The following is a 15710-nucleotide window of genomic DNA, read 5'->3' as shown; positions in this document are numbered from 1 at the left end:
ATTAGAGAGATCTCTCTAAAAGGAGGATCGATGACCCCGACCCCCCTCCCGCCCGGCCAGGCGGCGGCCCCGCTGCACCGGTTCGGGCTGCCGCGGTTCGCCGCCCGGCTCCCGCGCGTCCCGGACGACCCCGCGGTCACCGTCACCGGTGCCGTCCGGCGCCCGTCCCAGTACCGCGCCGCCGACCTGACCGCCCTGCCCGGACGCGCCGAACACCGCGCCGACCTGCACTGCGTCACCACGTGGAGCGCCCTGGACCTCCGCTGGACGGGCGTGCCGTTCGCCGCCGTGCACGCGCACCTCGCCGAGCGCGCCGGGGTCTCCGCCCGGGCGCGCTGGGTGGCGTTCACGGGCCTGGACGGCTATCGCGCGACCCTCCGCCTGGACGACGCCCTCGTGGCCGGCGTCGTCCTCGCCGACTCCCTCGACGGCCGGCCGCTCACCGCCGCGGAGGGCGGGCCGCTGCGGCTGGCGGCCCCCGCCCAGTACGGGTACAAGAGCGTCAAGCACGTGTACGCGATCGAGTACCTGACCCGCTACGACGCCGGGTCCGCGGGGTGGCTGGCGCACCCGCGCGGGCGCGTCGACCGGGAGGAGCGCAGCCTCTACCTGCCCGGCCGCGTCTGGCGGCCCCTCTGGCGGGCGCTGCTGCCGCGCGTCCGCCGGGTGTACTACTCGTCGGCCGTGTAGATCCGGCGGGCGGCGAACGCGACCTCCGCGTCCGGGTGGGCCCGCAGGCCGCGCAGCAGCGTCCGCCACTCCGCCGGCCAGCCGGCCCGGGGGCCGTGCAGCCCGGCGAGCTCGCACGCGAACAGGCCGCCGGCGAGGTCGCCCCGCTCCGCGAGCCGGACGGCGTGCGGGTGCACGTCCTCGGCGTCCGGCACGCCCGGCGGGACGAGGTCGTAGTACAGGTCGTCCTCGCCGCCGCCCGCGAGGGCCTCGGCGATCCCGGCGACGGCGAGCACCCCGTGCGGCGCGCAGCCGTCCGCAAGCGCGTCCAGCGCGCCGCCGGCGTCCGGCGAGTCCCAGTCGAGCGTGGCGGCCGACAGTTCGAGCCCGAGCGGTTCCGGGAGCCGTCCCGCGACGGCCTCCATCGCCGGTCCGGCGGCCGTCCGGTGCCGCACGGCGACGCCGCGGATCGCCGACGCCAGCGCGGCCAGCCGCTGCGCGGCCGGCAGGTCGCGCTCCGCCTCCGCGTCCGCACCGCCGGTGGCCCCGGCGAGCCGCCCGGCGGCCGCGCTCAGCTCGCCCGCTCCCAGCCCGTCCCGGACGCACGACAGCAGCGCGGACATCGCGGTCCGCCAGCGGCGCGTCCCATCGAGGTCGGTGAGGACGTCCGCGAGCAGCGCCGGGATCCCCGGCGCCCACGGCGCCCACCGGCCCAGGACCTCCAGCGCCGCGTCGGCGGCCTCCGGGTCGGGCGAGCCCGCCACCCGGACGACCAGGTCCGCGTACTCGGCCCGGAACCGCTCCTCGATCTCGTGCGGCCACCCGCCGAGCACCTGCCGGGCGAGGTCCCGGGGCCCCCGCGCCGCCTCGGCGAGGACCCGTCGCGCGACCGGGTCGGCGATGTACGGGCGCAGCGCCGACGCGATGGCCGCGCGCACGTCCCGGTGCTGCTCCGGGTCGTCCCACGCCTCCGCGACGATGGCCGGCGCGTCCGGCACGCGGGTGCGCAGCAGGATCCGCAGCGCCTCCTTCCGCGCGGTGACCTTGCCGTCCGCCAGCACCGGCCGCAGCAGCGGCCCCAGCGCCGACGGGCGGACGAACCGGGCCGCGCGGCCCGCCGCGTAGACGGCGACGTGCGCGTCGTCGGACGACGCCCGCGCGAGCAGGCCCGGCAGGACGTCCTGCGGCGACGACGTCCAGGGGGCCGCGGTCAGCGCCGCGCGCCGCACGTGGGCGTCGTCCGACTCCAGGTACGGGAGCAGCCGCCCGGCGCCGGCGCCGGGCACCGCGGCGAGCGCCATGACCGCGCGGCCCCGGTCGCTCCCGGCCGCCCCCTCGTCGTTGGCGGCCCGCTCCAGCAGCCGCAGGTAGGCGGCCTGCTGCCGGGCCGTCCAGCGCCGCGTCCAGGTCGGCTCCGCGCGCGGGACGTAGGCGACGTCGTCGCGCTGGAACCGGCCCCCGGAGGCGGGGGACAGCACGAGGTGCAGCAGGTCGGTCCGCTCGGCGGCGATCGCGGCGAGCACCGCCGGGAGCCGGACGGCCGACGGGTCCTTGCCGACCACGCGCTCGACCCGCGCGCCGCGCGTCGCCGGAGGCTCCAGCCACAGCGCGATCGCGCCGGTGATCGTCCGGTCGTCGGTGGCGTCGAGGGCCCGCTCCAGCGCGTCCTGCAGCACCGGCACGCCGTGGGCCCGGCGGCCGAGCGCCCGGACGAGCGTCAGCGCGAGCGCGTGGTCGTCGCGTCGCGCGCCCCGGTCGAGCAGCGGGGCGAGGTGCTCGACGAGCCGGTGCTCCTGCCCTCGCCGCAGCACGCGGTCCAGCCGGGCGAGGTGGGGGCCGCCGCCGTGCCCGACGACGCGCTGCAGCAGCTCGAGCCCGAACACGGTGAGGTCGCCGTCGTCGCGGGCCGCGCCCTGCCGGGCGAACGCCACCGCGAGCCGCGCGAGCTCCCGCCGGGTCGCCCACGAGCAGTCCCGGGCGTCCAGCGCGTCCCGGGCGAACCGTTCGACCGCCGCCGTGTGCGCGCCGCCCAGCAGGCCCTCCGGGACGGACGCCAGCGCGTTCAGCGCGCTCAGCCGCACGGGGTCCTGCTCGTTGCGGAGCCGGTCGAGCGACTCCAGCAGCCCGGCCAGCACCGCCGGATCCCGCTCGCGCCCCGCGCAGCGGACGAGCAGCGCGTAACCCGCCCCGCGCTCCTCGGCGTCCGGCCGCCGGGTCAGCTCGATCAGGACGGGACGCGCCTCCTCGAACGGCAGGAACGCGGTCACCTGCCGCACCTGGAGCGGGTGGTCGGCGACCGCGCGCAGCCCCAGCATCCGGCGCGCCTCCCGCACCCGGACGTCCCGCGGCAGGACGTCCAGCAACGCGTCGTCGTGCACGGCGGCGGTCAGGTCGACGCCGCGCATCGCCGCGTCGAACAGCGCCCCCCGCTCGCTCGGCGGCACCGCCTTCAGCAGCCCGCGCAGTGCGGACCCGTCATCGCGCACGGCCCGCGCGACCCTGGCCGGCGCGTCCCCGCCGATGCGGGCGATCCGGTCCCGCACCGACCGGCGGCGCACCGCCGACCGCAGCCACCGCCGGTTCGCCAGCAGCAGCTCCAGCATCCGCTCCGGCTCGGCGTCCAGGAGCCTTCCGACCCGATGGTGCAGCGCCCAGGGCAGCTCCTCGGTGTGCGCGTATGCCTCCAGCAGCCGGACGACGCGCGCCGGATCGTGCGGCATTGCCGCCGCGACGCCCGTCCCGTGCCACTGCCACCACGCCGCCCGCGCGCCCTCGGCGAGGCCCCCCAACTCCCGTTCCGCGTGCTCGAGGACGGCGGCGGGGTGCGACCGTCCGAGCGAGTGCCGGTTGGGGACCGCGTGGGAGAGCGCGCCGAGCCGTCCGGCCGCGACCTCGGGGGTGCACACGGGCAGCAGAGCGGCGGCCTCGTGCTCGCCCCATCGCTCGGCGACCGGCCCGACGAGCGCGTCGGCCAGGTCACCGCGACGGTGCTTGCGGACGGCCCGGTACGTCGCCGCGCGGATCGCCGCCGGGGCGTCCAGCAGGCTCTCCAGCAGCGCTTCCGGGCCCGGCGCGTACCGCACCGACAGCCGGATCGCCTGCTGCGCGATCCAGGCGTCCGGGTCGCGCGTCGCGGCGAGCACGTGCGCGATCGACGCCTCGTCCCGGACGGCGGACGCGACGAACAGCGCCGTCGACCGCTCGTAGTGGCCGCCCCGTCCCAGCTCGTCCAGCAGCCCGGCGAGCGCCGGCTCGCCCGCCGCCCGCCGCAGTTCCACGAGCCGCCGCACCCGGTCCGGGTACGACAGCGGTTCGATCTCCTCGAGCAGCTCGTCGGCACGCATGCCGCCTCATCCTGCCGAATCGCCGCGTCACACTCATCCCATTTGTCGCTCACCCCGGGCCGTGCCCGATGACCAGCCCGGTCACCGCACGGCGACCGGGCGTCGAAAGGGCCGCGGCCGTGGTGCGCGCGGGTGCGCGCACCACGGCCGCAGCCGACGGCGTATGCCGTTCACCGGCCGTGCCTTCCGGGGCCGAAGTAGCGCGGCCATGGGAGGAGCCGGCCGCCGGGACCGGCGCCGTTATCCGGCGTAGGTTTCGAACTCGGCGATCCGGGGGGTGCCGGCCGAGCCGGTGATCACGAAGTCGATCTTGCGTACCGTGGTGGGGGCGAAGGTGATCGGGCCCGCGCCGTCGCCGGTGGCCAGGACGGTGCCGGTGTCGTGGTCGACGACCCTCCAGGAGTCGATGGCGCCTTCCGAGCCGGCCGCCTCACGGATGTTGATCGCGGAGATCGTGGTGGAGTCGCCCCACTTGATCGAGACGCGGCCGGTCGAGCCCTGCGGAGACCAGTAGGTGCCCATGTCCCCGTCCCGCACGTTGCCGTAGCTGGTTCCGTCGGCCTTGCTCGAGCCGTCGGATCCGGCCCCGATGCTGAGGTTGGTCCCGTCGGGCGGGGTCGTCGGCGTCGGCGTCGGCGTCGGCGTCGGAGAGGTCGGGGTCGGGGTCGGGGTGGGCGTCTGCGGCGTGCATTCGCCGTTCGATTGCGCAAGGCCTGTGCCGGCGCCCGCCGTCTGGGCGACGATGTCCGGCACGCAGGAGGCGTCGTCGAGGTTGTAGGAGTACGGGATGTCGACGCTGGTGTTGGACTGCGGGTTCGGGCCGGCCGGGTGGTTCTCGCTGCCGGGACTGGACCAGGTCACGTTGTCGTAGATGTTGCCGTTGACTTCCCAGTAGCCGAGCTCATCGGTATAGAAGGTGCCCAGCACGTCCTTGGAGTCTTCGAAGTAGTTGTGCTCCACCTTGGCTTGAGCCCCGACTCGGGAATTGATGCCCGACTCGACGAGGCCCGCGAAGTGGTTGTTGTACGAGTGACCGATGCCGCCGCGAAGCAGGGGCGTACGGGAGTTGATGTTCTGGTACAGGTTGTGGTGATACGTGACGAACCCGTTTGAGGTGTCGCTCTCGCTGGATCCGACCAGGCCGCCGCGCTCGGAGTTACGCAGAATGCTGTAGGACAGGGTCACGTACCGGGTGTTGTTCTTCATGTCGAAGAGCCCGTCGTACCCCTCGTCCTCTCCGCCTGAGGCTTCCAGAGTGACGTGGTCGACCCAGACGTTGCGGACGTCGCTCTCCATGCCGATGGCGTCGCCCCCGTTGGACGTGGGCGAGCCCGACTTCTTGACGTTCCGGATGGTCACGTTCTGGATGATGATGTTGCTGGACTCGCGGATGTGGATGCCCAACTGGTCGAAGACGGCTCCGCCGCCGACCCCGATCAGCGTGATGTTGCTGACCCTCTTCAGTTCGATCTCACTGTCCGAGGTGTCGCAGCTGTCGCCCGACACGCTGCTGGTGTTGCCGTGGTCGATGGTGCCCTCGACCTCGATGATGATCGGTGTGCCGGTGCTCGCACGGCTGCACAGGGCCTGGTGGATCTCCGTCCCGGTGCCGGCCCGCACCGTCGCTCCACCGGCGCCGCCGGTGGTCCCGCCGTTGCTGCTCGCGAAGCCGGTGGCGCCGCCCGCGGCAGCCGCCCGCGGTAGCGACTGGGCCGCGCCGACCGCGACCCCCACCACCGTCATGGCGAGCACCGTCACCGTGGCCAGCGCCGCCTTCAGCAGCCGTGTCATCGGCGGTCTCGTCGTCGGTCGTGTCGCCGGTCCTCTCATCTTCGCCTCACTTCCTCGAACACAGGGGGTTCTCTGCCACCTGCGGCCGGCCGCCCGTCGTTCACGCGGGGCGGGGACAGGTGATTCTGGCCGGGGCCGTCGTCGACCCGGGGGGCGGGCTTTCCGCCTCGCTGTGGTGCGCGTCGCTATTTCGTGGCCGGGCCCGCGGAATGGCCGGACGCGCGTGGGACTTGGTCTGCGGGCCATCGCCGCCGATATATGAGGGGTGGTTTGGTATTTCGCTGGGCAGGGCGCATTCAGATAGTGGCACGTCGATATCCGGGCAGAATGGCGGCCGCCATCGGATCAGTAGCGGTTCGTGGGGGTGCAGGTGCTCTGATTGATCACCTCCGCGGGAAGTATCCTCCATTGAAAGCGCTTACCCGTACGCCGAGAGTAGGTCCGGTGTTCTGGTTGGGCAAGGCTTTTCTGAGTCTTTCTCGACTGGACCGGTCGACCGCCGGGTGCTGACCGATTCACGGGTGAAGCACGGCACGATGCCGCGCGTCCGTCCGGCTTCACCCGCGCGTGGCGCGCATCCTGCCGGGTCAGTCCGCCGGGGGCGCCTCGGTCTCGCGGCCCGCCGAGATCTGCGCGGCGAGGCGGCGGACGCGTTCCTCGTGCTCGTCGTAGGCGACGACGACCGGCGGCTCGTTGTACGGCATGGTGTCGGACGAGCGGCGCAGCTTCACGTACTGGCCGCAGGCGTCGATCGCGTACGGCTCCATGTCGTCCTGCAGGGCGCCGATCACCGTGATGCCGTGCTGTTCGCCGATCTCGCGAACAGCGCGACGGCCTCCTTGCGATGCTCCTTGCCGAGGTTGCGGCCCAGCTCGTCCAGGACGAGGCAGGCGGCGGGACGGCTTCGCCGCGGGGCGCCGCCCGCACCGCCCGGAGCAGCTCGTCCGGCAGGTTCGCGCAGGACGCCCGCGCGGGCGTCGGTCGTCCGGCCGGTGCGGGGATGGTCCGCCGCGGGCGACGCATCGACCGGACGGCGGACGCCTCACGCGGTCCGCGTCACGCGGGGCGGGGGATGGCCTTGTGCTCCAGGTAGGCGGACAGGCCCTCGGGGCCCAGCTCGCGGCCCATGCCGCTGTCCTTGTAGCCCCCGAAGGGGGTGTTGGGGTCGATGACGTACATGTTGACGCCGCAGCTGCCGGTGCGGATGCGGCGGGCGACCTCGACGCCGTGGTCGGGGTCGGCGGTCCAGACCGACCCGCCGAGCCCGTAGTCGCTGTCGTTGGCGATGCGGACGGCGTCGTCCTCGTCCTCGTAGGGGATGAGGGCCAGGACGGGCCCGAAGATCTCCTCGCGGGCGATGCGCATGTCGTTGCGGACGTCCCCGAACACGGTCGGGGCCACGTACCAGCCGCGGTCGTGGGGGCGGTTCAGCCCACCGGTGATGATCTTGGCGCCCTCGTCCTGGCCGAGCCGGATGTAGCCCTCCACGCGCTCCTGCTGACGCTGCGCGACGAGCGGGCCGATCTCGCTGGTGTAGTCGGACGGGTCGCCGACGGTCAGGCCGCCGACCATGGCGGCGAGGGCGTCGGCGACCTCGTCGTAGCGGCTGCGCGGGGCGAGGATGCGGGTCTGCGCGGCGCACGCCTCGCCGTTGTTCATCAGCGACGCCAGCTTGAAGCCCTCGACGGTGGTGGCGAGGTCGGCGTCCTCCAGGACGATCGCGGCGGACTTGCCGCCGAGTTCGAGCGTCACCCGCTTCAGTTGCTCGCCGCAGACCGCGCCGATCTTGCGCCCGGCGTCGGTGGAGCCGGTGAACGACACCTTGTCGACGTCCCGGTGCGCCACCAGGTGCGCGCCGACCTCGCGCCCGGCCGGGACGATGTTGACCACGCCGTCCGGGACGCCCGCCTCCTGCAGCCACTCGGCGAGCAGGTAGGTGTCGAGGGGCGTTTCGGGGGACGGCTTGGCGACCACGGTGCACCCGGCGACGAGGGCCGGCGCGAGCTTCAGCATGAGGGTGAACTGCGGGACGTTCCAGGGGACGATCGCCGCGACGACCCCGACGGGCTCGCGGGTGACGGTGACCGGCCCGAGCATGCCCTGGCGCTCGTCCTCCCAGGTGTAGGAGCCGGCGAGGTCGGTGTAGTACTGCAGCACCATCTGCGGGATCGCGGCCTGCCCGAAGATCGAGAACCCGATCGGGGAGCCCATCTCGGCGGTGACCAGCTCGGCCATCGTCTGCTGCCGCTCGGCGTAGATCGCCGACAGCCGGCCCAGGATCGCGGCCCGCTCGGCCGGGGTCATCCGCGGCCACGGGCCCTCGTCGAACGCCCGCCGGGCCGCCGCGACGGCGGCGTCCATGTCGGCCTCGGTGCCCTCGGGGACGCGGCCGATGACCTCCTCGGTGTGCGGGGAGATGACGTCGATCGTGCCGGTTCCGGCCGGTGCGGCCCAACCGCCGCCGATGAAGAACCGATCGTGCTCGCGCATGCTGGGATGCCTCCTGCCCTCGGGGGCGGCCGTGACTCCGCGGCCGGACCGGCGGAATCAAACCGAGTGCTTGCTTGGTGTCAGCATCGCACGCGCCCCCGGGACCTTGGCAAGAGCAAATGAGACTCGGGTCTCATGCGGTAGGAAAGCTGCATGGCCGACATCGTGGACGTCTGGGTCGATCCCGCCTGCCCCTACACCTGGGTCACGACCCGCTGGCTGCTGGAGGCGGCGCGCGTCCGTCCCATCGAGCTCCGCTGGCGCCTGCTGAGCCTCGCCGCCCTCAACGAGGGCCGCGACGACGATCCCGAGGGCGACCCGGAGGGCTACCTGTGGCTGCCCGCCCGGATCTGCGCCGCCGTCGAGGAGCACGCCGGACCGGACGGCCTCGGACGCTTCCACCTCGCGCTCGGCGCCCGCTTCCACGAGCGCGGCGAGATGGACGAGGGGACGTTCCCGGCCGCGCTCGCCGAGGCCGGGCTGCCCGCCGGGCTCGCGGCGGCGGCGGACTCCGACGAGCGCGACGGCGCGATCCGCGCGTCCACGGCCGAGGCGCTGCGGCGGGTCGGCGGCGCGGAGGTCGGCACCCCGATCGTCGCGGTGGGGGAGCGGATCGCGTTCTTCGGCCCGGTCCTGTCGCGGATCCCGCGCGGGGAGGAGGCGGGCCGGCTGTGGGACGGGACGGTGCTGGTCGCGGGCGTCGAGGGCTTCCACGAGCTCAAGGGCCGACCGCACGCCGACCCCGACTTCGGCTGACGGCTCCGCCCGTCCGCCCGTCCGCCCGTCCGCCCGTCCGGGCCGCCGCGGAAGCCGGCGGTGCCGTCCCCGGGGCGGGCGCCGCGTCCTCGCCGGGCCGCCGCCCGCCGCCGCGGCCCCTCACCCGCCGGCGGCTACCAGGCACCGAGTCCGCCGGCGCGGCCGACCCGGCAGCTCCCATTAGAGCAGGTGGGCGTTGGGTTCGCGGGCCAGGTCCGCCAGCTCGGGCAGCTCGACCAGCTCGACGCCCGCCGCCGCCAGCACCTCCGCGCCCGTGCCCTCCACGAACAGCGACGGCTCCCGCCACGCGAACACGACCCGCCGGGCGCCCGACGCGACGATCAGCTCCGCGCACGTCCGGGGCCGGGACGCGCGCCGCCCGCACGGCTCGAGCGAGCTGTAGACGGTCGCGCCCGCCAGGCCGCCGGGCGCCTTCGCGAGCGCCGCCTCCTCCGCGTGGTCGCGCGGGTCGCCCTCCCGCGAGTGCCCGCGCGCGATCTCCCGTCCGTCCGCGCCGACGACCACCGCGCCGACGGAGAACGCCGTCCGCGACGGCGGGCACAGCGCCGCCAGCTCGCACGCCAGCCGCAGCCAGCGGGAATCGTCCATGCGGTCCATCCTGCCCGGTCCCGTGCCCGTCACCCGCGGCGTCCCGCCGTCAGGTACCGCAGCAGCACCAGGTCGCCGATGCGGGTCACCTCCTCCAGCCGCATCGGACGGTCGGGGCGCTGCGGGAACACGCCCGAGTGCGCGAAGCGCGGCGCGGACGGGTCGCCGATGAGGAACGGCGCCACGACGAGCTGCAGCTCGTCGGCGAGCCCGGCGGTCAGGAACGCGGTGTGGACCGCGCCGCCGCCCTCGACCATCAGCCGCCGGACGCCCCGGTCGGCGAGGTCGGCGAGCATGGGCGGGAGCTCCGGCGGGTCGCCCGCGCCGACCACCTCGGCGCGCCCGGCGAGCCGCTCCGCCAGCGCGGCCGCCCGCGCCGACGCGGTGTAGACGAGCTTCGGCGACTCCCCGGTGGTGAAGAACCGCGCGTCCGGATCGAGGTCGCCGCTCCAGGTCAGCGTCACCTTCGTCAGATCGGGCGGCAGGCCGCGCGCCGCCCGCCGCTCCCGCCGCGCGGGCGAGCGGATCAGCAGCCGGGGGTCGTCGGCGCGGACGGTCCCGGCGCCGACGAGGATCGCGTCGCAGCTCGCGCGGACCGTGTCGACCCGGTCCCAGTCCGCCGGGGTCGACAGCCGCAGCCGCTCCGGGCTCGCGTCGTCGATGTACCCGTCGACCGACATCGCGCAGCTCAACAGGACGTAGGGGCGTTCGCTCACCCCTCGAACCCTAGGGCGTCGGCGGCGCGCCCGGCCCGGATCCGGGGATTCGAAGATCCTTTGTGGCGACTCGGCGTTTCTGCGCCGGATGTGTCGGAGGTGAGTCCTAGGGTTGCCCCGACATGCGAATCCTCCACACCTCCGACTGGCATCTCGGCAGATCCTTCCACCGCGAGTCGCTGAAGGACGCGCAGGAGACGTTCGTCGACCACCTCGTCGACACGGTCCGCGCGGAGCGGGTGGAATGCGTGCTCGTCTCCGGCGACGTCTACGACCGGGCGCTGCCGAGCGTGGACGCCGTGCGGCTGTGCAGCGACGCGCTGGCCCGGCTGCGGGCGCTGACCCGGGTGGTGCTCATCGCGGGCAACCACGACTCGGCGAGCCGCCTCGGGTGGGGGTCGCGGCTGCTGGACGACGCGGGCGTGCACATCCGCACCGAGTTCGCCCGCGTGGGCGAGCCGGTCCTCGTCGGCGACGCCGCCGTCTACGGCGTCCCCTACCTCGAACCGGAGTTCGCACGGCACGAGTGGGAGCTGGAGGAGCGCACCCACGCCGCCGTGCTGACCGAGGCGATGCGCCGCGTCCGGGCCGACATCGCGACGCGCGGCCCGGACGTCCGGTCGGTCGTCCTCGCGCACGCGTTCGTGACCGGGGGCGAGGCCAGCGATAGTGAGCGCGACATCTCCGTCGGCGGCTCCTCGCACGTCCCCGCGTCGGTGTTCCGCGGCGTCGACTACGCCGCCCTCGGCCACCTGCACGGCAGGTGGGCCGTCACCGACCGCGTCCGGTACTCGGGGTCGCCGCTGGCCTACTCGTTCTCCGAGGAGCACCACGTCAAGGGCTCCTGGCTGGTCGACCTGCGCGCGGACGGCGTCCACGCGGAGTTCGCCGAGGCGCCCGTCCCGCGCCGCCTCGGCCGCGTCAAAGGCCGCATCGACGACCTGCTGCGGGACGCCCGGTTCGAGAAGTTCGAGGACCGGTGGCTGCAGGTCACGCTGACCGACCCGCGGCGGCCGTCCGGCGCGATGGACCGGCTGCGCCGCCGGTTCCCGCACACGCTCGTCCTCGGGTTCGAGCCCGAGGGCGACGCCGGGGACGCGCCGCGCGCGTGGGCCGACCGCATCCGGGAGAAGTCGGAGCTCGACATCGCCGGCGACTTCGTCACCGAGGTGACCGGCGCGCCCGCGAGCGCGGACGAGCGCGCCCTCCTGCACGAGGCGTTCGAGCACTGCCGCCAGAGGGAGGCGTCGGCGTGAGGCTGCACCGGCTGGAGGTCACGGCGTTCGGGCCGTTCTCCGGCACCGAGGAGATCGACTTCGACGCGCTGTCGGACGCCGGGCTGTTCCTCGTCCAGGGGCGGACCGGCGCGGGCAAGACCAGCGTCCTCGACGCCGTGTGCTTCGCCCTCTACGGGCAGGTGCCGGGCGTCCGCAACCGGGTGAAGGGCCTGCGCAGCGACCACGCCGCCCCCGGCACCGCACCTCGGGTCGTCCTGGAGACGACGATCCGCGGGCGGCGGCTGCGGCTCACCCGGTCGCCGGAGTGGGAACGTCCCAAACTGCGCGGATCCGGCACCGTGAAGGAGCACCACAAGGTCCTGCTGGAGGAGTACGGCCGGGGCGGCTGGGGCGGCGGGCTCAACCGCATCGACGAGGTCGGCGACCTGGTCGGCGACCTGCTCGGCATGAGCGCCGTCCAGTTCTGCCAGGTCGCGATGCTGCCGCAGGGCGAGTTCGCCGGGTTCCTGCGCGCCAAGGCGGACGAGCGCCGCCAGGTCCTCGAGCAGCTGTTCGCCACCGAGGTGTTCGCGCACGTCGAGCAGTGGCTCGCCGACCGCCGCGCCGCCACCGGGCGCGCCGCCGCCGAACTGGGCGCCCGCGCCGCCTCCATCGCCGACCGCATCGCCGAGGCGGCCGGCGCCGCCCCGCCGCGCGAGGCGCCCCCGGCCGTCCCGCGGCCCCGCCGGGGGGAACCGGCCGCCGAACCGTTCGACGACGTCGCGGTGCTGCCCGCCTGGGCCGCCGAGCTCGCGGGCGCGCACGCCGCCATCGGCGCGCTCGCCGACGACCTGCGCGCCGAGGCCGCCGCCGAGCTGGCGGCGGCCCGCGCCGCGCTCGACGCGGGCCGCGCCCTCGCCGACCGGCGCCGCCGGCACGCCGACGCGCTTGCCCGGCGGGCCGCGCTCGGCGACGTCGCCGAGGAGCGGTCCCGGCTCGGGTCCCGGCTGGACGCGGCGGCCCGCGCCGACCGCGTCGTCCCCCTCGTCCGGGACGTCCGGCGGCGGCACGAGCGGGTGCTGCAGGCCCGCCGCCGGTCCGACGACGCCCGCACCCGCGTCGCGGCGCTGCTGCCGCCGGACGCGTCCGAGGACGTCCTGGTGAAGGCCGAGCGGGTGCGCCGCGACGAGATCGCGAAGCTGGAGGGTGTCCGCGAGCGCGCCGACCGGCTCCGCCGCGTCGACGTCGACCGCGCCGTGCTCGCCGCCGAGCTGGAACGGCTCGAACCCGAGCAGGCGCGCCTCGCCGCCGCGCTGGCCGACCTGCCCGGCGCCGTCGAGGCCCGCCGCGCCGAGCTGGACGGCGCCCGGCTCGCGGCCGCCGGTCGCGCCGGGGCCGCCGCGGCGGTCGCGGACGCGACCCGCCGGCTCGACGCCGCGCAGCGCCGCGACCACGTCGAGCACCTGCTCGCCGAGGCCGAGGCGGCGCACCGCGACGCCGTGGACGCCGCCCAGGAGGCCCGCGACCGCGTGCAGGAGCTGCGGCAGGCCCGCCTCGACGGGATGGCCGCCGTCCTCGCCGAGGATCTGCGCGACGGCGAACCGTGCCGCGTCTGCGGATCGACCGAGCACCCCGCGCCCGTCGCCGGCCTCGGCGTCGTCCCGGCCGAGGAGGACGTCGAGCGGGCGCAGGGCGAGTACGAGAACGCCGGGAGCCGCCGGGAGGACGCCTCCAACCGGGTCGGGCGGCTGCGCGCCGAGCACGACGGGCTCCTCGAGACCGCAGGGGAGACGGCCGTGGAGGCCCTCGCCGCCGACCTGGACGGCGCCCGGGAGGAGCTCGCCGCCGCCGAGGCCCGCGCCGCCGAGGCCGAACGGCTCGAGGGCGTCCTGCACCGGGACGAGCAGGAGCTCGAACGCGTCCGGGACGCCGCGCGGGAGAACGACCGGGCGCTCACCGGGAACCGGGCCCGCGACCGCGAGCTGGCCGACGAGCAGGACCGGCTGCGCGCCGAACTGGACGAGGCGCGCGGCGAGGACGCCACCCCGCAGGCCCGGACGGCCCGGCTCGGCGGCGAGGCCGACGCCCTCGCCGCCGCCGTCGAGGCCCGCCGCGACGCCGCCCGCGCCGAGGAGGAGCTGGCCGCCGCCCGCGCCCGCGCGAAGGCCGAGGCGGAGACGCAGGGGTTCCGGTCCCCCGACGACGTCCTCGCCGCCGAGCTGTCCGACGAGGACCAGGGCGCCCTGCGCGACCGGCTCCGCGGTTTCGAGGACGAGGAGGCCGCCGTCCGCGACCTGCTCGCCGACCCCGAGCTGACGGCCGCCGCCGCGGCCGCGCCGCCCGACGTCCCCGCCCTGGAGGCCCGCTTCGCCGCCGCCGAGGCCGCGCACACCACGGCGGCGTCGTCCGCGCGGGCCGCCCACGCCCGGCGCGGCCGCCTCGCCGACCTGCGCGACCGGCTCGACACCGCCGTCCGCGACTGGCGCCCCGCCGCCGAACGCCACCTGGTGGCCGAGCGGCTCGCGGGCCTGGCGTCCGGGAAGTCCGCCCTCAACGAGCGGGGCGTCTCGCTGCCCGCCTACGTGCTCGGCGCCCGGCTGGAGCAGGTCGTCGCCGCCGCCAACGAACGGCTCGTGCACATGTCGGGCGCCCGCTACGAGCTGATCCCCACCGACGCGAAGGCGGCAGGCGACCGCAGCCGCAGCGCCGGCGGGCTCGGCCTGCGCGTCGCCGACGCCTGGACGGGCCAGGAGCGCGACCCCGTGACGCTGTCGGGCGGCGAGTCGTTCATCACCTCGCTGTCGCTCGCGCTCGGCCTCGCCGACGTCGTCACCGCCGAGACCGGCGGCGCCGAGATCGGCACCCTGTTCGTCGACGAGGGGTTCGGCACCCTCGACGCCGAGACCCTCGACGAGGTCATGGACGTCCTGGACGGCCTGCGCGACGGCGGTCGCGCCGTCGGCATCGTCAGCCACGTCGCCGAGCTGCGCGCCCGCATCCCCGCGCAGCTGCGCATCGCGAAGGAGCGCGGCGGCTCCACCGCGAAGATCGTCGTCTGATCCCCGCCATCACGTCCGGAGACGCTCTCCGGCCGACCGGCCGACCGGCCGACCGGCCGACCGGCCGACGCCGGGCGGCTCAGCGGACCCGCCGGCAGGCGTGCGGGCGGGGGCGGCCGGTCAGGGTTTGCGGCCGACGCCCGCCATGAGCCAGCCGGACGGCGGGTCATAGGGGCGGTCCGGACGCCACTCCGGTGCGGGGACGAGTCCGGGGTCGACGAGTTCGAGGCCGTCGAAGAACCCGGCGAGGCGGGCCGCCGGGCGGAACACGACGGGGAACCCGAGCAGTTCGACGATCTTCTCGTGCTTCGCGAAGTCGGCGGCGGTGAGCCGGTCGGACGCCAGGTCGCAGATCACGAGGTGGCCGCCGGGCGCCATCGCGTCGCGGAACGTCCGCACGACGCCGTCCGGGTCGTCGGCGTCGGTGATCTGGTCCAGCATCCCGATCATCAGCACCCCGACCGGGCGGTCGAGGTCGATGAGCGCGGTGACCTCGGGATCGGCGAGGACGTCGGCGGGCCGCCGGGCGTCGCCGTGCACGGCGGTGGCCGTCGGCACCGCGTGCAGCAGGGCCTGGTAGTGGACGACGGCGACCGGGTCGTTGTCGACGTAGACGGTGCGGGCGCCGGGATCGGCGCGCTGGGCGAGCTCGTGCACGTTGCCTTTGCCGGGCAGGCCGCAGCCGATGTCGAGGAACTGCCGGACGCCGGCGTCGAGCAGGTACCGGACGGCACGGCGCATGAACTTGCGGTTCTCGCGGGGCAGCAGGCGCGCGACGCGGTGCATGGCGAGCGCGGCCATGGCGGCGTCGCGGTCGGGGCCGTAGTTGTCCTTGCCGCCGAGCGAGTAGTCGTAGATGCGGGCGCTCGCGGCGCCGGGGTTCTCGAGCATGGGATCACCTCGACGAGTGAACGGGGTGGGTCGAGGAAGCGAAGGTCAGTCTAGTTCATCGTGATCACGGTGTGCACTGTCCAGGCAACGGAAAGTGCCGGAGCGCTTTGTCAGTCAACGGCGGTCGGTCCACGGCGGTCAGTCCGTGGGGTCAGTCCGTGGGGTCAG

Annotated in this window: 11 protein-coding genes; 4 read left to right on the top strand and 7 right to left on the bottom strand. The window is 75.4% G+C overall.

All coding sequences use genetic code 11. The features are described from left to right. Window positions 1-30: 30 nt before the first annotated feature. Window positions 31-690, top strand: coding sequence for a molybdopterin-dependent oxidoreductase (locus tag F7P10_RS05045; protein WP_151008287.1), 660 nt, complete (start codon window positions 31-33; stop codon window positions 688-690). Here F7P10_RS05045 and F7P10_RS05040 read toward each other — a convergent pair. From F7P10_RS05040 to F7P10_RS05025, 4 genes are all read right to left on the bottom strand, one after another. Continuing rightward, window positions 672-4013, bottom strand: coding sequence for a hypothetical protein (locus tag F7P10_RS05040; RefSeq protein ID WP_151008286.1), 3342 nt, complete (start codon window positions 4011-4013; stop codon window positions 672-674). The two genes, F7P10_RS05045 and F7P10_RS05040, sit on opposite strands and share 19 nt — an antisense overlap. Before the next feature lie 240 nt (window positions 4014-4253). After that, window positions 4254-5804 (bottom strand): polysaccharide lyase family 1 protein, encoded by a 1551-nt coding sequence (locus F7P10_RS05035; protein ID WP_254716410.1) that lies wholly within the window; start codon window positions 5802-5804, stop codon window positions 4254-4256. A 587-nt stretch (window positions 5805-6391) separates the two neighbouring features. Then, window positions 6392-6595: a hypothetical protein gene (locus tag F7P10_RS05030; protein ID WP_254716409.1), complete on the bottom strand. Its 204-nt coding sequence runs from the start codon at window positions 6593-6595 to the stop codon at window positions 6392-6394. A gap of 265 nt (window positions 6596-6860) precedes the next feature. Further along, window positions 6861-8294: an aldehyde dehydrogenase gene (locus F7P10_RS05025; protein ID WP_151008285.1), complete on the bottom strand. Its 1434-nt coding sequence runs from the start codon at window positions 8292-8294 to the stop codon at window positions 6861-6863. A 153-nt stretch (window positions 8295-8447) separates the two neighbouring features. Between F7P10_RS05025 and F7P10_RS05020 the strand changes: the two genes are divergently transcribed. Then, window positions 8448-9050 (top strand): disulfide bond formation protein DsbA, encoded by a 603-nt coding sequence (locus F7P10_RS05020; protein ID WP_151008284.1) that lies wholly within the window; start codon window positions 8448-8450, stop codon window positions 9048-9050. 180 nt (window positions 9051-9230) lie between these two features. On the opposite strand, the gene F7P10_RS42020 is transcribed toward F7P10_RS05020, so the two are convergent. Together F7P10_RS42020 and F7P10_RS42015 are read right to left on the bottom strand one after the other, a co-directional pair. Further along, entirely contained in the window at window positions 9231-9659 is a 429-nt protein-coding gene (locus F7P10_RS42020) for a deaminase (protein WP_254716408.1), read from the bottom strand. 29 nt (window positions 9660-9688) lie between these two features. Continuing rightward, window positions 9689-10375 carry a dihydrofolate reductase family protein gene (locus F7P10_RS42015; protein WP_218040382.1) on the bottom strand — a complete coding sequence of 229 codons (687 nt, stop codon included), beginning with the start codon at window positions 10373-10375 and terminating at the stop codon, window positions 9689-9691. Between the two features lie 122 nt (window positions 10376-10497). Here F7P10_RS42015 and F7P10_RS05010 point away from each other — a divergent pair, with 122 nt between their 5' ends. Continuing rightward, window positions 10498-11631: an exonuclease SbcCD subunit D gene (locus F7P10_RS05010; RefSeq protein WP_151008283.1), complete on the top strand. Its 1134-nt coding sequence runs from the start codon at window positions 10498-10500 to the stop codon at window positions 11629-11631. Next, window positions 11628-14651, top strand: coding sequence for an AAA family ATPase (locus F7P10_RS05005; protein ID WP_151008282.1), 3024 nt, complete (start codon window positions 11628-11630; stop codon window positions 14649-14651). The genes F7P10_RS05010 and F7P10_RS05005 overlap by 4 nt, the downstream gene beginning before the upstream one ends. Window positions 14652-14771: 120 nt before the next feature. On the opposite strand, the gene F7P10_RS05000 is transcribed toward F7P10_RS05005, so the two are convergent. Then, on the bottom strand, window positions 14772-15542 hold the full coding sequence (locus F7P10_RS05000; RefSeq protein ID WP_151008281.1) for an SAM-dependent methyltransferase: 771 nt from the start codon (window positions 15540-15542) through the stop codon (window positions 14772-14774). Window positions 15543-15710: the final 168 nt, after the last annotated feature.

The sequence above is a fragment of the Actinomadura sp. WMMB 499 genome (assembly GCF_008824145.1).
Taxonomy (GTDB): domain Bacteria; phylum Actinomycetota; class Actinomycetes; order Streptosporangiales; family Streptosporangiaceae; genus Spirillospora.
The sequence above is the reverse complement of the archived record's forward strand: the minus strand, read 5'-3'. Positions and strand labels throughout refer to the sequence as shown.